We start from the raw sequence: 21,119 nt of genomic DNA, 5'->3' as shown, positions 1-21,119 counted from the left end.
GCGCCCGGGCAGCGGCGCGTCCGGACGGAGCCGTCAGGGGACGGGCGCGAGCGCGGGAGGAGCCGGCTCCGGGGCCGGCGGGCCCGCGCCGTTGCCCTCGCGGATGCCGTACCGGGCGTAGACCCGGCGCAGCGGTCGCGGCGCCCACCAGTTGGCCGCACCCAGCAGCCGCATCGTGGCCGGCACCAGCAGCAGCCGGACCACCGTCGCGTCGACGAGGATCGCGATGAGCATCGCGACGCCGATCATCTTGATGAACGTGATCCCCGACAGCGAGAACGCGGCGATCACCACGACGAGCAGCAGCGCCGCGCTGGTGATGATCCCGCCGGTGCGCTGCAGCCCCGTGGCGACGGCGGCGGTGTTGTCGCCGGTGAGGTCGTACTGCTCCCGGATCCGGGACATCAGGAAGACCTCGTAGTCCATGGACAGGCCGAAGACGATGGCCAGGACCAGGATCGGCTGGGTCGCCTCGACGAAGCCGGTGGGCGTGAAGTCCAGGAACCCCGAGAGGTGGCCCTCCTGGAAGATCCACACGAGCGCCCCGAACGAGGCGCCGAGGGACAGCACGTTCATGAGCACGGCCTTGACCGGCAGCACCACCGAGCCGAACGCGAGGAAGAGCAGCACCAGGGTCGTGCTGACCACCAGCAGGGCCATCCACGGCAGCAGCGAGGCGAGGCTGTCCAGCAGGTCGGTCATGACCGCGCTCTGACCGCCGATCAGCGCCGTGCCGCCGTCGGGCACCGGCACGTCCCGGACGGCCTCGACCAGCGCGCGGGCGTCGGCGTCGACCGGGTCGCCGCCGTAGGCGACCGCGACCCGCGCCGTGTCGCCCTCGGCGCCGGTGACCGTGGCGCCGTCCACCCCGGGGACCGCCGCCACCGCGGCCACGTACTCCTGGAGCGCGGCCTCCCCGGCGGGGGAGTCGACCGGGTCGGGGAGCGAGACGATCGCCGTGATCGGGGTGTCGGGACCGGCCGGGAAGTCGGCGTCGAGCGTCTCGGAGACCACCCGGCTCTCGGTGCCCGCCGCCAGCACGCGGACGTCGATGGCGCCGAACTGCACACGGAGGAAGGGCAGCGCCAGCACCAGGAGCAGCGTGACCACCGCGACGGCGTAGACCAGCGGCCGGCGCATGACGCTGCGTGCGACCCGGTACCAGGTGCCGCGCTCGTCGGCGACGACCGCGCCGGGCACCGGCGGTGGACGGCGGGTCAGCCGGCGCAGGAACGGGCGGACCGACAGCGCCTCGACCCGCGGGCCGAGCATCCCGAGCAGGGCCGGCAGCAGGGTCAGTGCGGCCAGCATCGCGACCAGGACGGCGCTCATCCCGCCGAAGCCCATGGAGCGCAGGAACACCTGCGGGAAGATGATCAGCCCGGCGAGGGAGATCGCGACCGTGGCGCCCGAGACGGCGACCGTCCGGCCGGCCGTCGCCATCGTCCTGGCGACGGCGTCCTCGACGGTCGGCTGCCGGGCCATCTCCTCGCGGAACCGGCTGACGACGAACAGGCCGTAGTCGATGGCCAGGCCCAGGCCGAGGATCGTGACGACGTTGACGGCGAACACCGAGACGTCGGTGAAGCCGCTGACCACGTGCAGGGCGGTGAAGGCGCCGAGGATCGCCGTCCCGCCGATGGCCAGGGGGAGGGCGGCCGCGGCGAGGCTGCCGAAGATGACCACCAGCAGCACCGCCAGCACCGGCAGCGAGATGGTCTCCGCGCGCGCAATGTCGGCGCCTACGCGCTCGGTGATGTCCCGGTTGACCACCGCGTCCCCGCCCAGGGAGGTGGTCAGGCCGTCCGCCGCGAGGTCGTCCTCGATCGCGGCGACGGCCTCGTCGTCCTCGGTCCCGTCGGCGAGCTGGAGGACGGCGTAAGTGCCCTGCCGGTCGTCGCTGACCAGCGCGTCGGCGCCGGTGCCCCAGTAGGTCGTGGTCCGGGCGAGCAGGTCCTGCGGGAGGTCGGCGAGGGAGTCCTCGACCGCGGTGCGGAAGGCCGGGTCGTCGACGGTCAGCGCGTCGCTCCGGTAGAGGACGACGACGTCCGCGGCGTCGCGACCCAGCTCCTGCTCGGCCACGTCGGCGGCCTGCGAGCTCTCGCTGCCGGGGTCCTCGAACCCGGCGCCGGTCAGCTTGCCGAAGACCCCGGTCCCCCAGACACCGGCCACCACGAGGAACAGCAGGGCGAGGACGACGACGGCCCGGCGGCGCCGGTACATCACTCGGCCGAGGGTCTCGAACACGGTGTCCTCCCGGAGCGGCCGGTAGAGTGAGTGAACAGCGTTAGCTAACGCCGATAACTCTGCATACACCGTTCACTTGCGTCAAGGGGGTCTGATGTCCGACCACATGCCCCCCGAGGCCGGCACCCGGCGCGAGCGGGCCCGGGCCGACACTCTCCGCGAGATCCGGGCGACCGCCCGCCAGGTGCTCGTCGCGTCGGGACCGGACGGTCTGGCGCTCCGGGCCATCGCGCGCGAGATGGGCCTGTCCGCTCCCGCGCTCTACCGCTACTTCCCCAGCCGCGAGGACCTCGTCGAGCAGCTGGTCGCCGATCTCTACGACGAGCTCAGCGACCACCTCGAGGCCGCCCGGGACGCCGTCGTCCCCGCCCGTCCGGGCGTGCAGCTGCTGGCCGCCGCCCGTGCGTTCCGGCACTGGGCCATCACCCACCGCGTCGAGTTCGGCCTGCTGTTCGGCAGCGCCGCCCAAGGGGTCGTGCCCGACGAGGCGGGGGAAGGTCCCGCCGAGCTGGCCGGCCGGCGGTTCGGCGGCGTCTTCGCCGCCCTGATGGCGCAGATCTACGTGGAGCAGCCGTTCCCGGTGCCGGGGGAGGACGAGCTGACGCCGGAACTGCGCCGGCAGCTGCAGACCTGGTGCGCGAAGCTGCCCGTCGCGCTGCCGCTCGGCGTCATGTCGGTGTTCCTGTCCTGCTGGATCACCCTCTACGGCATGGTCTGCATGGAGGTCTTCGGGCACCTGCGGTTCGCGCTGGACGACCCTGAGCCGATGTTCGAGTCGGAGCTGCGCCGGGTGGCCCGCCAGCTGGGCATCGCGGACGCTGCGGCGCCGTCCTGAGTCGACATGTCGACCCGACGTGGCCGACGTCACTGCTAGCAATCCGCTTGCAGAAGTTAGCGCTCGGCGTGGGAGGGGCACCCACGAGACGTCAGGTCATCCCCGATGTCTGGAGTTCCCCTATGACCGACAACACCAAGATCGTCAACCAGCTCCGCGCCCTCGTGCTGCTCACGCAGACCGAGGAGCAGGTCGCCCGCACCCGCGTGTCGCAGGCGCGCACCGACGCCGTGCGGCGTGAGCTGGTGCAGAACGCCGACCACGCTGCCGAGCGGACCCGCCTCATCACCGAGCAGCTGCGCGCGCTGGGTGGCGTCCCCGACGTCGTCACCCCGGCGCTGGGCCGGCTCTCCGCCGTCCTCAAGGCCACCTTCGAGCAGTCCGCTCCGCTGGAGGAGGCCCTGCTGACCGACCTGCAGCTCGAGCACCAGCTGCTCGACCGCGCCACCTACGTCAAGGTGCTGGCCGCCAAGGCCGAGCTGCCGCGGGTCGAGCACCTGGCCGAGCGGCTGATCACGGCGCACAAGGCCACCGTCGAGTGGCTGACCGTGGTCCTGGCCGAGGAGGCCCTGGGCGGCCCCGCCGCCCTGGTGCCGACCCCGCTGCAGCGCGTCGCCGGAACGGCCGCCCGCGCCGCCAACGCCCCGGTGCGGTTCGTCGCCAACCGGGTCAACGAGGTGTTCGACAGCGCCCAGCAGGTGCGTGACGAGGCCGGCGACAAGCTGGGCGAGGTGGCCGGCAAGGCCAGCTCGTTCACCGGTGCCGTCCGTGAGACGCTGACCGTCGGCCGGGCCGCCGCGCTGCGCCGCGCCGAGCGGATCGCCCGTCGCGAGGGCAACCGCGACGCGGCCGACGCCGCCAAAGCCGCCCGCGAGGAGCTCGGCGACGTCACCGCCGACGAGCTCCCGATCAAGGGCTTCGACTCGCTCGCGACCGCCGACGCGGCGAAGGCCGCCAAGGCGCTCCGCTCGCCGCACGACATCAACGTCGTGATCCGGTACGAGGAGACGCACAAGAACCGGTCGAGCGTCGTCAGCGCGGCCCAGGTCGCCCTGGCCGCGGTGGCCAAGGAGGCCGTGGGCGTCGAGAGCTGACGCCCCGCTCTCCCGCCCGGAGGCCCGCACCCCGCACCGGGGTGCGGGCCTCCCGCCGTCTGCGGGTCTACCGCGGAACGGCTCCGGCCGCCGTCTCGGGGAACACCCATCGGCGGTAGGCCACGAAGCGCAGCGCGGTCCCGAGTGCGATCGAGAAGACGTTCGCGGCCTGCAGGACCAGTGCGTCCTCCTGGCCGAGCACGTACCGCACGAACGCGATGATGCCGAGCCCCAGCAGCAGCGTCGTCCCGTTGACCAGCGCGAACAGGGGATAGCCGCGGCGGACCGAGGTGCGCGGCCGGCGGCGGTAGGTGACGAGCCGGTGGCCGGCGAAGGCGACGGTGGACGAGCCGAGCGTGGCGATCGCCTTGGCCGCGACCGGTGGCACACCGGCCTGCGCGTACAGCAGCTGGAACAGCAGCAGGTCGAGGACGAAGCAGATCCCGCCGACCACGCCAAACGCCGACAGCTCGCGGATCAGCCGGCGCCCGGCGCCCGGAAGCCGGGGGAGCGACCTCCGGGAGCTCGGCACGCCGCGCAGCCTAGGAGGTGACGACGGAGGGTCGTGCCCGGTCAGCGTGTCCGCTGTCGCATGCCCTCCGGGTCGCCGCGGGACGGGACGCCGGGGCATGGTGGAGGCCATGCACATCACCCCCGAGGAACTCGAGCGGGAGTTCTCCCTCACCACCGCCGCCACCCGCCTGGACTTCCTCAGCCGTCGCGACAGCGGGGCCACGACCCTGAACACCGTCGCCAGCGACGATCCCGACGACTGGAGCTCCTTCCGGGACGCCGAGACCACGCTCGACGTCCCCGAGTCCCTCGAGCTGCTCGCGCTCGGCGAGGTGATCGCGCGCAAGGCCCACGACAGCCAGCTGGTCGGCTTCCGGGCGGCGCTGCGCGGTGGCGCCACCTGGGAGCAGATCGCGGCGGCTCTCGACGTCCCGCCGGCGGAGGCCTGGGCGGCCTACCACGGGCTGATCGAGCGGCAGGAGCGGTCGCGGACGCTGGACCCGGCGGCGGCGGCCTCTGCCCGCGACCTCGCCGGGTCCCGCCCGAACTGACTGCGCTAGCGGACCTCGACGCCCTTCCAGAAGGCGACGCGGTCGGTGATCTCCGCCGCGGCCGGCTTCGGCTCCGGGTAGAACCACGCCGCGTCGGCGTTGGTCTGACCGTCGACCTCGAGGGTGAAGTAGGACGCCTCGCCCTTCCAGGGGCAGGTGGTGTGGGTGCCCGAGGGGCGCAGCACGTCATCCCGGACCGAGGCGCGCGGGAAGTAGGCGTTGCCCTCGACGGTGACGATGTCGTCGGACTCGGCGATGACGGTTCCGTTCCAGGTGGCGGTGGTCATGGACCGATCGTCCCCCAGTCGGCGGCGTCGCGCCGCGGCCCGCTCAGGAGGGCCGCCCGCCGGCGTCAGGAGTGCAGCAGGGCGAACGTGGCGACGGCGTGGGCGATCGCCGTGCCGTCCTGCTCCACGTCGGCCTCGCAGACGGTGAGGTGCTCGCCCCGGGTGCGGACCGAGGCGCGCACCGACACCGTCCCCGGCTTCCCGGGCCGCAGGTAGGTCACCGTCAGCTGGCTGGTCGCCGGGACGTCGCCCTCGCAGCTGACCGTGCGCACGGCCTGCCCCATCGCGGTGTCGACGAGGGTGGCGAGCACGCCGCCGTGCAGGGTGCCGGCCGGGTTGAGGTGCTCGCCGGTGACCTCGAGGGTCAGCCGGGCGCCGCCGTCGTCGGTGTCGTCCACCCGGATGCCCAGCGAGCCGGCGAAGCCGCCGGGCGTCGTGTCGTTCGCCATCGGCGGGCCCTACCCCGGCTACCGCGTCGCGAACTCGCCCGAGGGGTCGCCGACCGCTCTAGGGTGCGCGGCCGTGGCGATGCGGCGGAGGACCTGGCTGTGGCTGACAGCGGCGCTCGTGGTCGGAGCGCTGGCGGCCTTCGTGCTGGTCTGGTTCCAGCCGCAGAAGCTGTTCATCGACGACGAGGTGTCCGAGGCGCTGCCCTCGGTCAGCGTGCCGGCCACGGCGTCGTCCGCGCCGTCCGCGCCCGCCGCGCCCGCGGAGCCGGTCGACCTGGCCACCGGGAGCTTCGTCTCCCGCGAGCACGACACGGTCGGCACCGCCCGCGTCGTGCAACTGCCCGACGGGCAGGTGATCGTGCGGCTGGAGGGGTTCGAGACCTCGAACGGGCCGGCGCTGTACGTGTACCTGTCGCAGAACCCGGCCGACGGCACCGAGGCGGCCTTCGACGACGAGTTCGTCGACCTCGGCGCGCTCAAGGGCAACGTCGGCGACCAGAACTACGTCGTCCCTCCGGGTGTGGACGCCGTCGCGTTCACCAGCGTCGTCATCTGGTGCGACCGGTTCGACGCCGCGTTCGGCGCCGCGGACCTGGCCCCCGTCGCGGCCTGAGGCCTAGGCGCCGCCGTCGGCCAGGACCCCCAGCAGCCGGCGCAGCGTCGCCACGTCGCCGTCCTCGAGGTCGGCGGTCAGTGCGCCCTCGAACGCCGCGGCGGCGCGGCGGAGCCGGACGAAGAGGTCCTCCCCGGCCGCGGTCAGCAGCACCCGCTGCACGCGCCGGTTGTCCGGGTCCCGCCATCTCGTCACCAGCCCGGCCCGCTCCAGCCCGTCGAGGTGGTGGGTGAGCGTGGGCTGTCGGACCCCCACGACGTCGGCCAGCTCGGCCTGGCTGCCCGACTCGGCGGTGCGGACGGCGCGCAGCACCTGCCAGGTCGAGGTGCTGCCCCCGGCGGCGACGAGTGCGTCGTCCAGGGCCCGCGCCAGTGCCTTCGCCGTCCGGAACAGCAGGTCGGAGACGGGCTGTGGACTCACGGTCCGAGCTTAGACGTCTCAGGGTTCGACGTCTAAGGGAGCCGCGCGAGGAGGAGTCGGGCCAGGTCAGTGAGGTGTGCGGTGCCGGCCGGCTCCTCGGCGGCGGCCCGGAGCGCGGCCGCGAGCGGCGCCGCCACGGCGGGGGAGAGGGCGGCGATCCAGGCGCCGGAGGCGGCGCGGGCCTCGGCGACGTGCTCGGTGCTGCCGTCCGGGCGGAGGGCCACGACCTCGGGCCGGCTGGCCAGGAGTCCGGTGAGCCGCCAGTCGCCGGGCGTCGTCCGGGCGGCGAGGAGTTCCAGCCGGTCGGCGGCGGCGTGCAGCAGCTCGGCAGCGTTCACGGGCGGATGGTGCCCGCGACCGGGCCGGTGGTCAGGCAGGCTCGCGGCGCATCGGGACGTGCGGGATGCCGTCCTCGTCGTAGCCGGGGCCGCTGCGCCGGAAGCCGAAGCGCTCGTACCAGCCCTCGAGGTGGGCCTGGGCCCCCAGCGTGATGGGGAACCCGTCGCACAGCTCGATGCCTGCCTCGATCAGTTGCGCGGCCAGGCCGGCGCCGCGGTGCCCCGCGGCGGTTGCCACCCGGCCGATCGCCCGCGTCGCGCCGTCGTCCAGCACCCGGATGGTCGCCGCCACCGCACCGTCGACCTCGGCCCACAGGTGCAGCGTGGCCGGCTCGACGTCCCGCCCGTCGAGCTCGGGGTAGGGGCACTCCTGCTCGACGACGAAGACGTCGACCCGCAGCCGGCAGAGCGCGTAGACCTCGAACGGGGTCAGCTCGGCGAAACGGGCGGTGCGGAGCAGGGGAGTCGACACCGTCCCGTTGTAGCCCACCTCCTACGGGCCCGGCCGTCCGGCCGTCACCGGGCGGCCGGCGTCCCCTCGACGACGACGCGACCGGCCACCAGGACCGACACGCGGTCGGCGAGGCGGCAGGCCTCGTCGGGGTCCCGGGTGGCGAGCAGCACCGTCGTCCCGGCGCGGACGAGGGCGCGCAGCACCGCCGACACCTCGGCCCGGCAGTGCGGGTCCAGGTCCTGCGTCGGCTCGTCGAGGAGCACCAGGTCGGGGCGGACGACGATGCTGGCGGCCAGGTCGAGGCGCCGGCGCATGGCCGGCGTGTACGTGGCCATCGACCGGCCGGCCGCGTCGGAGAGCCCGAACCCAGCGAGCAGCTGGTGGGTGCGCTGCAGGGCCGCCGGCCGCGAGTAGCCGAGCAGCCGGGCGAGCTGCAGCAGGTTCGCGCCGCCGCTCACCTGCGGGTCGAACCCGGCCGAGCGCCCGGTGCTGCCCACGCGGGAACGCACCTCGGCGGCCTGGGTGACGACGTCGGCGCCGAGCACCCGCGCCGTCCCGCTGGTGGGCACGAGCAGGGTCGACAGGACCCGGAGCAGCGTCGTCTTCCCGGCCCCGCCGGGTCCGCAGACGGCGTGGATGCGGCCGGCCGGGACGTGCAGCTCCAGCCCGTCGAGGACCCGGACGCCGTCGACGACCACGACGAGTCGTTCGACCTCGACGGCCGGCTCCGGGACGTCCACCGCCACCAGCCACCTCCGGGGTGCGCCCGGCCGCGCCCCGGGTTCGACAGGCAGACGCCCGGGGAGGAGCGGACTCATCGGTCGCGGCTCCCTGTGCGGGTGTTCCTCGTCCTCTGGCGGTCCTGCAGGACCCGCAACGGGAGCGGAACACCCGCATCGCGGTGGCGGGCTAGCGGCCGCGCCCGTCGCGCATGCGCTGCACGATCGGGCTGCCGATCCACATCCAGCCGACCAGGACCGCGACGACGGCCGCGGCGACGACCGCCTGCGGCAGGCTGAAGAGCACGTCAGTAACGAGCAGGACGGCGGACGCGAGGGCCAGCGCCAGCACGGTCAGCCCGAGGAACGCGTTGCGGTTGCTCCGCCGCAGCAGGCCCTCCTTGTCGTGCTGGCGGAACAGTGCCCGGTGCTGCGCGGCCGGGGCGATCAGCAGGGCGGTGGCCACGACGGCGGCCATGAGGGTCACGAAGTAGACGTCGCGCTGGAAGTCGGTCATCCGCGACCCGCCCTGCTGGAACGGCACGACGAGCAGGAACGCGAAGAGGAACTGGACGCCGGGGAGCGCGACCCGCAGCTCGTTGAGCAGTTCCATGAGCTCGCGGTCGATCCGCTCGGCACGGCTCTCGTCCCGCCCGGCGGGGCTGTCGTCGTGGCCCCCGCCGTCCCGGTCCTGGGTCCCGCGTCCGGTGTCCGTCGCCGTCATCGCCACTCCTCTCCGTCCCCGTTCCCGCGGCCGCCACCGGTCCGGGGCCGGTTTATGCCCGCTATCCGGCGCCGACTCACCGTTCCGGACGCCGGACCCTGGGACGTCCACCGCGGTCCATCCCTCCGGGGGCGACTGCACCCGCCTCGTACCGTGGGAGCGTGGAGACGACGACCCTGCCCCCGCGCACGACCCTCGAGCTGGACGCCATGCGCGACGCCGGCCGGGTGGTCGCCGAGACCCTGGCGGCGGTGCGTGCGGCGACCGTCCCGGGCGTGAAGCTGCGCGACCTCGACGACCTGGCGCAGACCTGCATCCGCGAGGCCGGCGCCACGTCGTCGTTCCTGGGCTACAAGCCGGCGTGGGCCCCGACCGCCTACAACGGCGCGCTGTGCCTGTCGCCCAACGAGGTCGTCGTGCACGGCCGGCCCAGCGGCCGGCGGCTGCACGAGGGCGACGTGCTGAGCATCGACTGCGGCGCGATCGTCGACGGCTGGAACGGCGACGCGGCGATCACGCTGCTGGTGGGCGAGCAGACGAGTGAGGACGACGCACGGCTGGTCCGGGCCACGGAGGAGGCACTGGCCGCGGGCATCGCCGCGTCGGTCCCCGGGGCGACGCTGCTCGACGTGGCGACGGCGATCGACTCGGTGGCCCGCAGGTACGGGTTCGCCCACCTGCCCGACCACGGGGGCCACGGGATCGGCCGGTCGATGCACGAGCCGCCGTTCGTGCCGAACAAGCCGATGACGGGGCTGGACCGGGTGCGGCTCCAGGCGGGCAGCACGCTGGCGATCGAGCCGATGCTGCTCGCCGGCGAGGAGCGCTACAAGCACAAGAAGGACGGCTGGGCGGTGGTCACGGCCGACGGCCGGCGGGCCGCGCACGTCGAGCACACCGTCGCGGTGACCGACGACGGCCCGGTGGTCCTCACCACCGTCTGACCGGAGGGCGGGAGTGCAGGAATCCTGCACTCCCGCACTCCGACGTCAGCTGCCGATGCCGAGCGCGCTCTTGGCCTCGGCGACCAGGTGGAAGTGCCCGACCGCCCAGAAGGCGACGCCGGCCAGCACGAGGCCGCCGACGGTCACGACCGTCGAGCTCACCGGGTGCTGCTTGGCGTGCTTCCACGCGTCGGACGCCTTGCGACGGAACGTGGCGAACAGCCGCCGGGCCCAGTCGAACTCCGTCGACCAGACCCACAGGCCCAGCAGGACCGGCGGGATCGTCAGCGGACCGGGCAGCGCGGACAGCGCGATGCCCAGCAGCACGAAGAGCAGGCCGGCGACGAAGACGCCGATCCGCCAGGCCAGGTACGCCGGCCGGTTGCGCTGCAGCTTGTCGCGGAACGAACCGGGCTCCACCGGCCGCGGCTTGCCCAGGCCGTCGGAGCAGTCGGGGCAGACGCTCGCGCCCCGGCCCTGGTGGGAGACGTGCTCGTCCGCCGTGTTGCCGGAGAACGTGACGGCGCGGGTGTCGGTGCTGTGGGTCATGGAGTTCCTCCCCGTGGTGGTGCGGTCAGCGGGCGGCGATGCCGCGCGCGACCTCGCTGGGCCGCTGCTGCTCGCCGGCGTAGGAGCTCACGGCCACGAGCGCGCCGGTCAGAGCCGGGATCACCCACTGCAGCCGGTCGAGCTGTTCCTGGGCCGCGGCGACGTCGGCGCGCGTGCGCTTGCTGGGCTTGGTGCCGGACCTCGCGGGGCTCGCGCCGCCGCTGTTCACGATCTGACCGAGGCCGCGGCTGTAGGCGGTGACGCCGAGCGCGGCGACGGTCAGGGCGGTCTTGAGCACCGACATGCCGGCCACGCCCTGCTGCTGGGCGACCCGGCCGTTGTTGCCGGCCAGCTGGCCCACGCTGCCGACGATGTGGGCGCCGATGGCGGCGGCGTTGACCGGGGTCCAGCGGTTCCAGCCGGCGTTGGCGACGGCGCCGGTGCTGCCGCCACCGGCCTCGCCCGCAGCTGGGTTCAGGGCGACGGCGTTGGCGAGCGTGCCGCCGAACCAGGCAGCCAGTCCGAGGTCGTGCAGGGAGCGGGAGAGCGTGTTGCGCGCCATGGGGAACTCCAAGAGTGGGGAGCCCTCCACCTACCCGCCGGGCCCCGCGCTCACGCCCGTTGCGCGCAACCGATCAATGCCTCAGGTGCCGTAGCGGATCGCGGCCCGGGCCTTCGCCTTGGCCGCCTCGACCTCCCGGTCCTTCGGCGGTGCGGTGCTGACCAGCGCCTCCAGCAGTCGCGCGGAGGCCTCGGCCACCTCCGCCACGGCGCGGTCGAAGGCCTCGGCGTTGACCCGCGCGGGCTTCGTCGTCCCGCTGATCTTGCGGACGTACTGCAGCGCGGCCGCCGCGACCTCCTCGTCGGTCGCGGGAGGCGCGAAGTTCGACAGCGGGCGGATGTTGCGGCACATGCCGCGGACTCTAGGAGCGCCGTCCGACGAACGGCAGGGGGTCAGCGCGCCCGGCTGCTGCGCATCGCCCGGACCACGGTGACCGGCGTCCCCGCGTCCGGGACCCGCCCGCCGGCGAACTCGGCGTATTCCGGGGTCTCCCGGCCGACCAGCGCCAGCCGCCCCTCGGCGTCGGCGTGCAGGCCCCAGCCGTACCGCTTGCCGAGCGGCGATGCCCGCAGGCAGGCCTGGTCCTTCGCGAAGAACGCCTGCCGGGCGGCGGGGCGCTCCTCCTCGGGGATGCCGTGCCGCTCCGCGTGGACGGTGAAGAGGACGTCTGCCGAGGTGAGCTCGTACGGCCGGACGGCCAGCAGCCGGTGGGTCACCGCGGCGACCGACGGCTTCGCCGTGTCCGGGGGCACCGTGCCGGCCTCGGCCGGGCAGTCCTCGGCGACCGCGATGAACGTGTCCGTGTAGTCCACCTTCTCCACGCCGGGGAGGGTAGGGGCAGGGGACGACGGATCGGAGGGTGTGGTGACGGTGCTGCTGGTCGACGTCGCCAACGTGCTCGGCTCGCGGCCCGACGGGTGGTGGCGCGACCGGGCCGGCGCGACGGCACGGCTGCTGGCCCGGTTCGCCGGCCTGCCCGGGTGCACGCTGGCCGGACCGGACGGTGCACCGCTGCCCTGCACCGCCGTGGTCGCCGTCGTCGAGGGGGCGGCGCGCGGGGTCGCCGAACCGCCCGGCGTACGGCTGGTCCGGGCGACCGGGAGCGGGGACGACGCCCTGGCCGAGTACGCCCGGGCGGCCGCGGAGCCGCTGCTGGTGGTCACCGCCGACCGGGGGCTGCGCGCCCGGCTGCCGGCGGACGCCGGGGTCGCCGGGCCGGGCTGGTTGCTCGGGGTGCTGCCGAGTGAGACGTCCACGACCGGGTAGGGCACGACCCATGACCGGCCCCGCGGACCGCACCGCACCCCTGTCCGTGCTCGTCACCGGAGCCTCCAGCGGCATCGGCCGCGCAACCGTCCAGCGGTTCGCCCGCCGCGGCAGCTCCCTGCTCCTCGTCGCACGGGGCCGCGAGGCGCTGGAGGAGACCGCCCGCGAGGCGCGGGAGGCCGGCGCCGCGCAGGTGCTGGTCTGCCCGGCCGACGTCACCGACGCCGACGCGGTGGAGAACGCGGTGCAGACGGCGGTCGCACGCTTCGGCCGGCTGGACGTCGTCGTGCACGCCGCCCAGGTCATGGCCTACGGGCGGGTCGAGGACGTGCCGGGGGAGATCTACGAGGCCGTCGTCGACACCGCGCTGCACGGCACCGCCAACCTCGCCCGCACCGTCCTGCCGGTCTTCCGCGAGCAGCGGGCCGGGCACCTGATCGTCATCAGCTCGCTGCTGGCCGAGGTGACCGCTCCGCTGATGGGCAGCTACGTGGCGGCCAAGTGGGGCCAGCTCGGCCTGGTCCGCACGCTGCAGCAGGAGACCCGGGACCTGCCCGGCGTGCACGTCTCCGCGGTCTCGCCGGGCGGCGTGAACACCCCGATCTACTACCAGGGCGCCACCTACGCCGGCCGGGCCGGCCGCCCGCCCATCCCGGTCTACTCCGCCGACCGGGTGGCGCGCGCGGTGCTGGCCCGCCTGGAGCGGCCCCGCCGGCTCGTGCAGTCGGGGATCGCCAACCCGGTGGTGGTCGCCGGCTTCCGGCTGTTCCCCGCGGTGTACGACGCCCTGGTGGGTCCGCTGCTGCGGGTGTTCGCTCTGGCGTCGGACGACGAGCGGGGGCCGACCGAGGGCAACGTGCTCCGCTCCCAGCCCCGCGCCAACGCCACCGACGGTCGCTGGCGCGGCTTCTGACCGCTCACCAGCGGCCTGCACCCCCCTCGGGGAGGGCGGCCTCGAAGCCCTCGACGATCCCGGCGGCGACCTCGCGCAGCTTCACGTTCCGCCGCTGGGAGGCCAGCGTCAGCAGCCGGAACGCCTCCTCGGCGCGGCACCGCTCCTGCGCCATGAGCAGTCCGATGGCCTGGCCGATCGTGGTGCGGGAGTCCAGCCCACCGAGCAGCTGCTCGGCGCGGTCGTCGCCGTCGGCGATCCGCAGCGCCACGGCGAGGGCGCCGGTCGCCTGGGCGGCCCACCGCGTGGCGACCTCCTCGTCCCGGTCGGTGAAGGACCCCGGCTCGGTCGAGTAGAAGTTGAGCGCACCGCGGCTGCGCTCCTCGACTACCAGCGGCAGGGACAGGGAGGACCGGACCCCGACCTGCGCGGCCAGCGAGGGGTAGGGCCCCCAGCGGTCGTCGGCGGCCATGTCCGCCACCCGGACGACGACGCTCTCGCGCATCGCCTGCAGGCACGGGCCGTCGTCCAGCTCGTACTGGCGCTCGTCGGCGCGCTCGGCGAGCTCGTCGGTGCAGGCCACGGTGACCGCACCCGACCTGCGGGAGAGGGTGAGGCCGCAGGCGTCGGCGCTGGGCGTCTGCCGCGCGGCGAGCCGGACAAGGTCGGCCAGGAAGGCGTTGAGGTCGCCCGCTGCTGCGAGGAGGGCGAGGAGGTCGGCGTCATCGGGGACGGAGCTGTCCCCGAGGGTGTCCACCACGGGTCGTACTGCTCCTGATCGGAACGGTGCTGAGGCGGCCCACCCTTGGACCGCCGGGGAGTTTACGACGTTCTCGCGACGCCGGGGCTGCGGGTGTGAACAGCGTGTTCCGTTCCGTCGCCGCCCGTTGACCCCCTTCCCGGCCGGCGACACGCTGGCTCCTCCCGGGCCCGGGGGCCCGATCCCGGAGGCCGCCATGACCGCGGAACCGCACGCCCGCACCACCCCGCCCGCCACGGGCGGCGGGGCGGTCGATCCCGGCTACCTCGCCGCGCGGCAGCTGCGGTCGGGGACCGCCGGCTGGGTGCTGCTGGCCGGGTTGGGCGTCGCCGCGGTGATCTCCGGCGACTACGCGGGCTGGAACTTCGGGCTGGCCGAGGGCGGCTTCGGCGGACTGCTCATCGCCACGGTGCTGATGGGGGTGATGTACACGGCGATGGTGCTCGGGCTCGCCGAGCTGGGCGCCGCGTTGCCCACCGCCGGCGGGGGCTACACCTTCGCCCGCCGCGCCCTGGGTCCCTGGGGCGGGTACGCCGCCGGTGTCGCCGTCCTCATCGAGTACGCGATCGCCCCCGCGGCGATCGCCACCTTCATCGGCGGCTACGTGGAGTCCCTCGGACTGTTCGGGATCACCGACGGCTGGTGGGTGTACCTCGCGGTCTACGCCCTCTTCATCGGCATCCACCTGATGGGCGTGGGGGAGGCGCTCAAGGTGATGCTGGCGATCGCGGCGGTCGCCGTCGTCGGCCTGGTGCTGTTCCTCGTCGGTGCCGTGGGGGACGTCGACGGCGCCAACCTCACCGACATCGCGCCCACCGACGCCGCCGGGGCGTCGGAGTTCCTGCCGTTCGGGGTGCTCGGCATCTGGGCGGCCTTCCCCTTCGCGATCTGGTTCTTCCTCGCCGTCGAGTGCGTGCCGCTGGCCGCCGAGGAGGCCAAGGACCCGGCCCGGTCGATGCCGCGCGGCATCGTGGCGGCGATGGGCGTGCTGGGTGTGCTGGCGATCCTGATGCTGGTGGTCACGACCGGCGCCGGCGGTGCGCAGGTGATCTCGGAGAGCGCGAACCCGCCGGTGGACGCCCTGCAGGAGGGGGGCCTGCGGACCGTCGTCAACTACATGGGGCTCGTCGGCCTGGTCGCGAGCTTCTTCTCCATCGTCTACGCCTACAGCCGGCAGACCTTCGCCCTCTCGCGGGCCGGCTACCTGCCGCGGGCGCTGTCGGTGACCAACGCCCGCAAGGCGCCGGTGCTCGCCCTGGTCGTGCCCGGCGCGATCGGCTTCCTGCTCACCCTCACCGGGCAGGGGGCGGTGCTGCTCAACATGGCGGTCTTCGGCGCGACCGTGTCCTATGTCCTCATGATGGTCAGCCACATCGTGCTGCGCCGTCGGGAGCCCGGCCTCGACCGGCCCTACCGCACCCCGGGCGGGACGGCGACGACGACGGTGGCGCTCGTGCTGGCCGCTCTGGCCGTGGTCGCGACCTTCCTCGTCGACCCGCTGGCCGCCGTCCTGACGCTGGGGGCGTACGCGCTGTTCCTCGCCTACTTCGCGCTCTACAGCCGCCACCACCTCGTCGCCGCGGCACCGGAGGAGGAGTTCGCGGCGCTGGCAGCAGCCGAGGAGGACCTGCGGTGACCGCCCGCCGGGCGACCCTGGCCGGGCACACGTACGAGTTCCCGTCCCTGGTCGAGCTCATGGCGAAGGCCACGCCCGCGCGCTCCGGTGACGTGCTCGCCGGGTGCGCGGCGGAGTCGGAGGCCGAGCGGGTGGCCGCGCAGACGGTGCTGGCCGACCTCCCGCTGGCGACGTTCCTCGACGAGCAGGTCGTCGGCTACGACGAGGACGACGTCACCCGGCTGGTCCTCGACACCCACGACCCGGCCGCCTTCGCCCCGGTCGCCGCGCTGACGGTCGGGGCGTTCCGCGAGTGGCTGCTGGTCCGCGCCGCGGAGGGCGACGAGGCCGCGATCTCCGGCCTGGCCCGCGGGCTCACCCCCGAGATGGTGGCCGCCGTCTCCAAGCTCATGCGCAACGCCGACCTGGTCGCCGTCGGCCGGCGGACCCGGGTGGTCACGGGCCTGCGCTCCACGCTGGGCCTGCCGGGCCGGCTGGCCTCCCGGCTGCAGCCCAACCACCCCACGGACGACGCCGTCGGGGTGACCGCCTCGATCCTCGACGGGCTGCTGCACGGCTGCGGCGACGCGGTCATCGGGATCAACCCGGCGACCGACTCGCCGGCGCAGACCGTCGCCCTGCTCGAACTGGTCGACGCGGTCATCGCCCGGTACGAGATCCCCACGCAGTCGTGCGTCCTCGCGCACGTGACCACGACCCTGCGCGCGCTGGACGCCGGGGCGCCGGTCGACCTGGTGTTCCAGTCGGTGGCCGGCACCCAGGGCGGCAACGAGGGCTTCGGCGTCACCCTGGACCAGCTGCGCGAGGCCCGTGCGGGAGCGCTCGAGCTGGGCCGGGGGACGGTGGGGAGCAACGTCACCTACTTCGAGACCGGGCAGGGCTCGGCGCTGTCGGCCGACGCCCACCGCGGGATCGGCGGCGCGCCGGTCGACCAGCAGACGCTGGAGTGCCGGGCGTACGGGGTGGCCCGGGCGTTCGACCCGCTGCTGGTCAACACCGTGGTGGGCTTCATCGGCCCGGAGTACCTCTACGACGGCAAGCAGGTGATCCGCGCCGGCCTGGAGGACCACTTCTGCGGCAAGCTGCTCGGCCTGCCCATGGGCGTCGACGTCTGCTACACGAACCACACCGACGTCGACGGCGACGACACCGACACCCTCACCCTGCTGCTCGGGGCCGCGGGCTGTTCGTTCGTGATCGCCGTCCCGGGCTCGGACGACGTGATGCTGCACTACCAGTCGCTGTCGTTCCAGGACGTGCTCACCGCCCGGCAGGTGCTGGACCTGCGACCGGCGCCGGAGTTCGAGGCGTGGCTGCAGCGGATGGACCTGGTGGACGACGCCGGCCGGGTCCGCGAGCTGACGCCGGACGCACCGCAGGCGAAGGCACTCCTGGCGGCCGCGGTGGGGGCGCCCCGATGAGCGTCGTCCCCGGCGGCGACCCGTGGGCGGTGCTGCGGTCGGCGACCCGGGCGCGGGTGGCACTGGGGCGCGCGGGGGACGGGCTGCCCACCGCCCGGCTGCTGGAGTTCAAGGCGGCGCACGCCGCCGCGCGCGACGCCGTCCACACGCCGCTGGACCCCGCCGCCCTGCGCGCGGCGCTGCCCGGTCACGAGCTGCTCGAGGTGCACTCGGCTGCGCCCGACCGCAGCACCTACCTGCAGCGCCCGGACCTCGGCCGCCGGCTCGCCGAGGGGACCGAGCTGCCGGCGGGGGAGTGCGACGTGGCGATCGTCCTCGCCGACGGGCTCTCCCCCCGGGCGGTGCACGACCACGGCCCGGGTCTGGTCACCGCGGTGCTGGACCGGCTCGGCGGCTGGACGGTGGGCCCGCTCGTGCTCGCCACCCAGGCCCGGGTGGCGCTGGGCGACCCGATCGGCGCGGCCCTCGGCGCCCGGATCGTCGTCGTCGCCATCGGCGAGCGGCCCGGGCTGTCCAGCGCCGACAGCCTGGGCCTCTACCTCACCTGGGATCCGCAGCCGGGTCGCGCGGACAGCGAGCGCAACTGCATCTCCAACGTGCGGCCCCCGCACGGGCTCGGGTACGCCGAGGCCGCCGCCACGCTGGTCGCGTTGCTCGGAGCCGCCCGGGAGCTGGGCGCCTCGGGGGTGGTGCTCAAGGACGAGGGGCCGGCGCTCCCGGCCGCCGGAGGCTGAGCTCAGCCGAAGAACGCGTCCCCGGCCGCCTGGTCAGTCGGCGCCTCCCAGAACTCCGCGACCTTTCCATCGGAGTAGCGCACGATGTGGGCGCTGAGCGTTGACAAGTGGCGGTCCCCGCGATGGCCGGTCAGCCGGACGAGCGCGAGTCCGTGCTCGTCGTCGGCGCAGGCCTGCAGGAGTTCCACGCTAAAGCTCCCCTCGGTGAGCTCCATCGTGCGGGCGAACAGGCCCAGGACGGCATCACGCCCCTCGTAGGTGCCGGACAGCTCGTTGTCACCCGGCTCGTGCCAGCGGACGTCGGGCTGCCAGAAGTCGTCCAGCGCGGCGAGATCACCCTTGTCGAAGGCCTCGTACGCCATGCGCATGCGCTGGAGGTTGGGGTGCTCGGACATGGGTGCCTCCTCGGGACGTCCCCCGTGGCGCGCGTCAGCGTCGACCTCGCGGTGGTGGCCGGGAAGCGCCGGAGGACTCCCGCCGGTGTGGCGGTGGCCGAGCGTCCGTGCCCGCGGGCGGGCGGTCAGCGGCGGCCGCCGCCACGCTGGTCGGGCTGCTCGGCGCCGCCCGGGAACTGGGCGCCTCGGGGGTGGTGCTCGAGGACGAGGGGCCGGCGCTCCCGGCCGGTGCCGGGTGACGGCCCTCAGCCGATGAGGTCGTCCATCGCCTGCTGGTCGGTGGACGCCTCCTGGAACTCCACGATCCGGCCGTCCCGCAGCCGGCAGACGTGGGCGACGAGGACCTCCAGCGAGGTCTGCCCGCGGTGCGCGGTGGACGTCGCGACCACCACCGCGTCCGTGTCGTCGGCGAAGATCTTCCGCGGCTCGACGCGGAAGCTGCCCTCCGTGACCTCGAAGAGCCGGCCGAACATGTTGTAGACGGCCTGGCGGCCCTCGAACGTGCCCGACAGCTGGCTCCGGCCCGGGATCGTCCACCGGATGTCCTCGGCGAAGAGGTCGTCGAGGGCGGCGAAGTCGCCCTTGCCGAAGGCCTCGTAGCCACCGCGGAGCCGTGCGACGTTGGGGTGCTCGGACATGACTGCCTCCTGGGGACGTCCCCCGTGGCGCGCGTCAGCGTCGACCTCGCCGTGGGGGCCGGGAAGCGCCGGAGGACTCCCGCCGGTGTGGCGGTGGCCGAGCGTCCGTGCCCGTGGGCGGGCGGTCAGCGTCGGCGCAGGAGCTGCCGCAGGCGGCCGACGGCACCCGGGCGGGACGGCGACGCGAGCGGCGGGTCGGCGGGCTCCGGGTCGGCGGCCAGGGTGGCGTGCCGCTCGTGCAGCCGGTTACGGACGTCGTCGGGCGTGTAGGCCCGGCGCTGGCGCTCGTTGCGGGCCAGGACCGCCCCGGTCGCCGCGACTCCGGCCAGGCCGGCGAGTCCGAGGAGCTTCCAGACGGGTTTCCGGTTCCGCTTCGCAGGGGCCACGGTCGCCTAACGTAGCCGCGTGACCTCGCCCCGCGCGCTGCCGTTCGCCGAGGCCGTCGAGCTGACCCGCACCGGCGACGTGTGGGTCTTCCGCGGTGCCTCGATCGCCGACCGTGCGATCCGCGCCGTCACCAACGCGCCGGTCAACCACGTGGGCATGGCGGTGGTGCTCGAGGACCTGCCGCCGCTGCTGTGGCACGCCGAGCTCGGCCGGTCGCTGCCGGACGTGTGGACCGGGCAGCACCAGCGCGGCGTCCAGTTGCACGACCTCGCCGACGCCGTCCGCACCTGGCGGCAGCGCTACGGCCAGTCGGCGTGGCTGCGCCAGCTCGTCGGCCCGGCCGACGACGGCGGGGTGACCGCGGAGATGGAGGACGCCGTCCTGCGCACGGTCGCCCGCTTCGACGGCCGGCCGTTCCCCACGACCCGCGGCCTGGTCACCGGCTGGCTCAACGGCCGGGTGCGCCGCGGCACGGCGGCCGAGACGGTCTTCTGCGCCGAGCTGGTGGCCTCGACCTACACCGCCATGGGGCTCCTGCCGGCCGACCGCCCGCGCAACTGGTACGACCCGGGCAGCTTCTGGTCCGGCGACGACCTGCCGCTGCTGCAGGGCGCGACCCTGGGGCCGGAGATCCCGGTCGACGTCCCCGCCGCTCCCTGACGCCGCTCTGGACGCGGCCCGCGCCATGCCCTAGAGATGTCCGGCATGCGTGACATCCGCGAGGTGCCGGCCGAGGAGTACTGGGACGAGCTGCGCCGGCGGTGGGGCGGGCTGCTCAGCTACCGCTACATCGGCGCCCAGTTCGCGTCGATGAACACGAACATCGCCGACCCGTCGGTCGCCGTCCGGTCCGACATGCGCAACGCCGCGGGCGGGATCGCGACCGCGCCGCTGTCGATCTGCGCGCCGGGCGGGATCGCCCGCAGCGACCTGGAGGCGGTGCCGAACCCGGTCATCCACTCGATGCAGGTCCTCGACGACGCCCGCGACGTGCGGCGGGTGCTCGTCGTCGACTCGGTGAGCCTGCACGAGGGCCGCCGCATGGGGTACTCGCGGACCAAGATCGTGGACGCCGACGACCGCGACCGGGTGATCGCGCTCATCGAGTCGCAGGGCGCCTCGATCGGCGACGTGCCGGCCGGGCTGGGCCGCTTCGACGACGACCCGGTCGACCACATCGAGGACTCGCCCGACCTGCCGCCGCTGTGGCAGGTCTTCGGCGGCAGCCGCCGCGCCGACGGGCACTGGGTCCTCGGCGAGCTCACCGTCGAACTGGCCTCACCCGACGCGGCCCTGCACATCGGCCCCCAGCACGTGATCCTCGAGGCGGCCGCCGTGGACCTCGCGGCACAGGCCGCCGGCACCGACCGGCTGCAGGTCTGGAGCAAGACGGTCATGCACCTGGCCCGCGGCAAGGTGGGCCCGTTCCGGGTGGACGGCACGACGTCGCGCGGCGGCGACGGCAGCGACCGCATCGGCGTCCAGCTCACCCTGCACGACGAGGGCAACGGCGACCGTGCGGTCACCTCGGCCGCGTTCGTCCTGGCTCCCGCGCGGGCCTAGGCCGGGGCCGCGATCCTCCGCACGGGGTGGGGAAATCGTCGTACCCGGGTGCCAGTCTCGTCCTGCAGGGGTACGGCACATCGAGGCTCCTCCCGGCGTTGACCAGAGTGCGGCAGGAGCACCGCGGG

At 74.4% G+C, this 21,119-nt stretch carries 30 protein-coding genes; 13 read left to right on the top strand and 17 right to left on the bottom strand.

The genetic code is table 11. From position 1 onward, the window contains the following. Positions 1-33: 33 nt before the first annotated feature. A complete protein-coding gene (locus N555_RS0103340) occupies positions 34-2,247 on the bottom strand; it encodes an MMPL family transporter (protein WP_029430085.1) in 2,214 nt (737 codons plus the stop codon). Between the two features lie 94 nt (positions 2,248-2,341). Between N555_RS0103340 and N555_RS0103335 the strand changes: the two genes are divergently transcribed. Further along, positions 2,342-3,082: a TetR/AcrR family transcriptional regulator gene (locus tag N555_RS0103335; RefSeq protein ID WP_029430084.1), complete on the top strand. Its 741-nt coding sequence runs from the start codon at positions 2,342-2,344 to the stop codon at positions 3,080-3,082. 122 nt (positions 3,083-3,204) lie between these two features. Continuing rightward, on the top strand, positions 3,205-4,176 hold the full coding sequence (locus tag N555_RS0103330; RefSeq protein WP_029430083.1) for a hypothetical protein: 972 nt from the start codon (positions 3,205-3,207) through the stop codon (positions 4,174-4,176). A gap of 67 nt (positions 4,177-4,243) precedes the next feature. Here N555_RS0103330 and N555_RS0103325 read toward each other — a convergent pair whose 3' ends face one another. Then, positions 4,244-4,708, bottom strand: a complete 465-nt coding sequence (locus tag N555_RS0103325; RefSeq protein ID WP_051683674.1) for a GtrA family protein — start codon at positions 4,706-4,708, stop codon at positions 4,244-4,246. A 109-nt stretch (positions 4,709-4,817) separates the two neighbouring features. Between N555_RS0103325 and N555_RS0103320 the strand changes: the two genes are divergently transcribed. Continuing rightward, the gene (locus N555_RS0103320; RefSeq protein WP_029430081.1) at positions 4,818-5,240 is read left to right on the top strand and encodes a hypothetical protein; all 423 of its coding nucleotides are present in this window, start codon (positions 4,818-4,820) and stop codon (positions 5,238-5,240) included. A gap of 5 nt (positions 5,241-5,245) precedes the next feature. Here N555_RS0103320 and N555_RS0103315 read toward each other — a convergent pair whose 3' ends face one another. Further along, a complete protein-coding gene (locus N555_RS0103315) occupies positions 5,246-5,527 on the bottom strand; it encodes a DUF427 domain-containing protein (protein ID WP_029430080.1) in 282 nt (93 codons plus the stop codon). A 65-nt stretch (positions 5,528-5,592) separates the two neighbouring features. After that, on the bottom strand, positions 5,593-5,976 hold the full coding sequence (locus N555_RS0103310; protein WP_029430079.1) for a PaaI family thioesterase: 384 nt from the start codon (positions 5,974-5,976) through the stop codon (positions 5,593-5,595). Between N555_RS0103310 and N555_RS0103305 the strand changes: the two genes are divergently transcribed. After that, entirely contained in the window at positions 5,963-6,589 is a 627-nt protein-coding gene (locus tag N555_RS0103305) for a DM13 domain-containing protein (protein ID WP_231502580.1), read from the top strand. The two genes, N555_RS0103310 and N555_RS0103305, sit on opposite strands and share 14 nt — an antisense overlap. A 3-nt stretch (positions 6,590-6,592) precedes the next feature. Here N555_RS0103305 and N555_RS0103300 read toward each other — a convergent pair whose 3' ends face one another. From N555_RS0103300 to N555_RS0103280, 5 genes are all read right to left on the bottom strand, one after another. Then, positions 6,593-7,009, bottom strand: a complete 417-nt coding sequence (locus tag N555_RS0103300; RefSeq protein WP_029430077.1) for a MarR family winged helix-turn-helix transcriptional regulator — start codon at positions 7,007-7,009, stop codon at positions 6,593-6,595. A gap of 32 nt (positions 7,010-7,041) precedes the next feature. After that, positions 7,042-7,347, bottom strand: a complete 306-nt coding sequence (locus N555_RS0103295) for a hypothetical protein (protein ID WP_029430076.1) — start codon at positions 7,345-7,347, stop codon at positions 7,042-7,044. A 31-nt stretch (positions 7,348-7,378) separates the two neighbouring features. Beyond that, positions 7,379-7,819, bottom strand: a complete 441-nt coding sequence (locus tag N555_RS0103290; RefSeq protein WP_034508669.1) for a GNAT family N-acetyltransferase — start codon at positions 7,817-7,819, stop codon at positions 7,379-7,381. Positions 7,820-7,863: 44 nt separating this feature from the next. After that, on the bottom strand, positions 7,864-8,547 hold the full coding sequence (locus N555_RS0103285; RefSeq protein ID WP_051683672.1) for an ATP-binding cassette domain-containing protein: 684 nt from the start codon (positions 8,545-8,547) through the stop codon (positions 7,864-7,866). A 163-nt stretch (positions 8,548-8,710) separates the two neighbouring features. Continuing rightward, positions 8,711-9,244, bottom strand: a complete 534-nt coding sequence (locus N555_RS0103280) for a DUF6328 family protein (RefSeq protein ID WP_197028891.1) — start codon at positions 9,242-9,244, stop codon at positions 8,711-8,713. Between the two features lie 161 nt (positions 9,245-9,405). On the opposite strand from N555_RS0103280, the gene map reads away from it, so the two are divergent. Beyond that, positions 9,406-10,188 carry a type I methionyl aminopeptidase gene (gene map / locus N555_RS0103275; protein ID WP_231502579.1) on the top strand — a complete coding sequence of 261 codons (783 nt, stop codon included), beginning with the start codon at positions 9,406-9,408 and terminating at the stop codon, positions 10,186-10,188. A 45-nt stretch (positions 10,189-10,233) separates the two neighbouring features. Here map and N555_RS0103270 read toward each other — a convergent pair whose 3' ends face one another. From N555_RS0103270 to N555_RS0103255, 4 genes are all read right to left on the bottom strand, one after another. Next, positions 10,234-10,737 (bottom strand): PGPGW domain-containing protein, encoded by a 504-nt coding sequence (locus tag N555_RS0103270; protein WP_029430071.1) that lies wholly within the window; start codon positions 10,735-10,737, stop codon positions 10,234-10,236. A 25-nt stretch (positions 10,738-10,762) separates the two neighbouring features. Beyond that, positions 10,763-11,299: a hypothetical protein gene (locus N555_RS0103265; protein WP_029430070.1), complete on the bottom strand. Its 537-nt coding sequence runs from the start codon at positions 11,297-11,299 to the stop codon at positions 10,763-10,765. Positions 11,300-11,380: 81 nt separating this feature from the next. Next, the gene (locus N555_RS0103260; RefSeq protein WP_029430069.1) at positions 11,381-11,650 is read right to left on the bottom strand and encodes a DUF2277 domain-containing protein; all 270 of its coding nucleotides are present in this window, start codon (positions 11,648-11,650) and stop codon (positions 11,381-11,383) included. Between the two features lie 41 nt (positions 11,651-11,691). Continuing rightward, positions 11,692-12,120 (bottom strand): DUF6157 family protein, encoded by a 429-nt coding sequence (locus tag N555_RS0103255; protein WP_029430068.1) that lies wholly within the window; start codon positions 12,118-12,120, stop codon positions 11,692-11,694. Between the two features lie 43 nt (positions 12,121-12,163). On the opposite strand from N555_RS0103255, the gene N555_RS0103250 reads away from it, so the two are divergent. Both N555_RS0103250 and N555_RS0103245 read left to right on the top strand, forming a co-directional pair. Continuing rightward, positions 12,164-12,565 carry a hypothetical protein gene (locus N555_RS0103250; RefSeq protein WP_029430067.1) on the top strand — a complete coding sequence of 134 codons (402 nt, stop codon included), beginning with the start codon at positions 12,164-12,166 and terminating at the stop codon, positions 12,563-12,565. A 10-nt stretch (positions 12,566-12,575) separates the two neighbouring features. Next, positions 12,576-13,478, top strand: coding sequence for an SDR family NAD(P)-dependent oxidoreductase (locus N555_RS0103245; RefSeq protein WP_029430066.1), 903 nt, complete (start codon positions 12,576-12,578; stop codon positions 13,476-13,478). A 4-nt stretch (positions 13,479-13,482) separates the two neighbouring features. On the opposite strand, the gene N555_RS0103240 is transcribed toward N555_RS0103245, so the two are convergent. Next, a complete protein-coding gene (locus tag N555_RS0103240) occupies positions 13,483-14,217 on the bottom strand; it encodes a GAF and ANTAR domain-containing protein (protein WP_051683670.1) in 735 nt (244 codons plus the stop codon). Positions 14,218-14,413: 196 nt separating this feature from the next. Between N555_RS0103240 and eat the strand changes: the two genes are divergently transcribed. The 3 genes from eat to eutC are packed head-to-tail and all read left to right on the top strand — an operon-like array spanning position 14,414 to position 18,008. Then, positions 14,414-15,853 carry an ethanolamine permease gene (gene eat / locus N555_RS0103235; RefSeq protein ID WP_029430064.1) on the top strand — a complete coding sequence of 480 codons (1,440 nt, stop codon included), beginning with the start codon at positions 14,414-14,416 and terminating at the stop codon, positions 15,851-15,853. Continuing rightward, complete coding sequence (locus N555_RS0103230) at positions 15,850-17,274, top strand: ethanolamine ammonia-lyase subunit EutB (protein ID WP_029430063.1); 1,425 nt, start codon at positions 15,850-15,852, stop codon at positions 17,272-17,274. Before eat ends, N555_RS0103230 begins: the two co-directional genes overlap by 4 nt. Next, a complete protein-coding gene (gene eutC, locus N555_RS0103225; protein ID WP_029430062.1) occupies positions 17,271-18,008 on the top strand; it encodes an ethanolamine ammonia-lyase subunit EutC in 738 nt (245 codons plus the stop codon). The genes N555_RS0103230 and eutC overlap by 4 nt, the downstream gene beginning before the upstream one ends. A gap of 2 nt (positions 18,009-18,010) precedes the next feature. Here the strand turns inward: eutC and N555_RS0103220 are convergent, their stop codons facing one another. Further along, positions 18,011-18,403, bottom strand: coding sequence for a nuclear transport factor 2 family protein (locus N555_RS0103220; RefSeq protein WP_051683668.1), 393 nt, complete (start codon positions 18,401-18,403; stop codon positions 18,011-18,013). 107 nt (positions 18,404-18,510) lie between these two features. Between N555_RS0103220 and N555_RS28920 the strand changes: the two genes are divergently transcribed. After that, positions 18,511-18,642 (top strand): hypothetical protein, encoded by a 132-nt coding sequence (locus N555_RS28920; RefSeq protein ID WP_255347332.1) that lies wholly within the window; start codon positions 18,511-18,513, stop codon positions 18,640-18,642. Positions 18,643-18,648: 6 nt separating this feature from the next. Here N555_RS28920 and N555_RS26555 read toward each other — a convergent pair whose 3' ends face one another. Both N555_RS26555 and N555_RS0103205 read right to left on the bottom strand, forming a co-directional pair. Beyond that, positions 18,649-19,041 carry a nuclear transport factor 2 family protein gene (locus N555_RS26555; RefSeq protein ID WP_051683666.1) on the bottom strand — a complete coding sequence of 131 codons (393 nt, stop codon included), beginning with the start codon at positions 19,039-19,041 and terminating at the stop codon, positions 18,649-18,651. A gap of 125 nt (positions 19,042-19,166) precedes the next feature. Further along, positions 19,167-19,427: a hypothetical protein gene (locus N555_RS0103205; protein WP_029430059.1), complete on the bottom strand. Its 261-nt coding sequence runs from the start codon at positions 19,425-19,427 to the stop codon at positions 19,167-19,169. Positions 19,428-19,446: 19 nt separating this feature from the next. On the opposite strand from N555_RS0103205, the gene N555_RS0103200 reads away from it, so the two are divergent. Together N555_RS0103200 and N555_RS0103195 are read left to right on the top strand one after the other, a co-directional pair. Then, complete coding sequence (locus N555_RS0103200; RefSeq protein WP_231502578.1) at positions 19,447-20,088, top strand: hypothetical protein; 642 nt, start codon at positions 19,447-19,449, stop codon at positions 20,086-20,088. A 45-nt stretch (positions 20,089-20,133) separates the two neighbouring features. Beyond that, positions 20,134-20,991 carry a hypothetical protein gene (locus tag N555_RS0103195; protein ID WP_197028890.1) on the top strand — a complete coding sequence of 286 codons (858 nt, stop codon included), beginning with the start codon at positions 20,134-20,136 and terminating at the stop codon, positions 20,989-20,991. Positions 20,992-21,119: the final 128 nt, after the last annotated feature.

The organism is Blastococcus sp. URHD0036 (genome assembly GCF_000701365.1).
Taxonomy (GTDB): domain Bacteria; phylum Actinomycetota; class Actinomycetes; order Mycobacteriales; family Geodermatophilaceae; genus Trujillonella.
Note: the sequence above shows the minus strand (reverse complement) of the source record. Positions and strands in the feature narration are given on the sequence as shown.

Bases quoted from the DNA above. Each gene is read 5' to 3' on its own strand.
- N555_RS0103335 (WP_029430084.1), top strand. From the start codon at position 2,342: ATGTCCGACCACATGCCCCCCGAGGCCGGCACCCGGCGCGAGCGGGCC.
- N555_RS0103330 (WP_029430083.1), top strand. From the start codon at position 3,205: ATGACCGACAACACCAAGATCGTCAACCAGCTCCGCGCCCTCGTGCTG.
- N555_RS0103320 (WP_029430081.1), top strand. From the start codon at position 4,818: ATGCACATCACCCCCGAGGAACTCGAGCGGGAGTTCTCCCTCACCACC.
- N555_RS0103315 (WP_029430080.1), bottom strand. From the start codon at position 5,527: ATGACCACCGCCACCTGGAACGGAACCGTCATCGCCGAGTCCGACGAC.
- N555_RS0103310 (WP_029430079.1), bottom strand. From the start codon at position 5,976: ATGGCGAACGACACGACGCCCGGCGGCTTCGCCGGCTCGCTGGGCATC.
- N555_RS0103280 (WP_197028891.1), bottom strand. From the start codon at position 9,244: ATGACGGCGACGGACACCGGACGCGGGACCCAGGACCGGGACGGCGGG.
- N555_RS0103270 (WP_029430071.1), bottom strand. From the start codon at position 10,737: ATGACCCACAGCACCGACACCCGCGCCGTCACGTTCTCCGGCAACACG.
- N555_RS0103265 (WP_029430070.1), bottom strand. From the start codon at position 11,299: ATGGCGCGCAACACGCTCTCCCGCTCCCTGCACGACCTCGGACTGGCT.
- N555_RS0103260 (WP_029430069.1), bottom strand. From the start codon at position 11,650: ATGTGCCGCAACATCCGCCCGCTGTCGAACTTCGCGCCTCCCGCGACC.
- N555_RS0103245 (WP_029430066.1), top strand. From the start codon at position 12,576: ATGACCGGCCCCGCGGACCGCACCGCACCCCTGTCCGTGCTCGTCACC.
- eat (WP_029430064.1), top strand. From the start codon at position 14,414: ATGACCGCGGAACCGCACGCCCGCACCACCCCGCCCGCCACGGGCGGC.
- eutC (WP_029430062.1), top strand. From the start codon at position 17,271: ATGAGCGTCGTCCCCGGCGGCGACCCGTGGGCGGTGCTGCGGTCGGCG.
- N555_RS0103220 (WP_051683668.1), bottom strand. From the start codon at position 18,403: ATGTCCGAGCACCCCAACCTCCAGCGCATGCGCATGGCGTACGAGGCC.
- N555_RS26555 (WP_051683666.1), bottom strand. From the start codon at position 19,041: ATGTCCGAGCACCCCAACGTCGCACGGCTCCGCGGTGGCTACGAGGCC.
- N555_RS0103195 (WP_197028890.1), top strand. From the start codon at position 20,134: ATGCGTGACATCCGCGAGGTGCCGGCCGAGGAGTACTGGGACGAGCTG.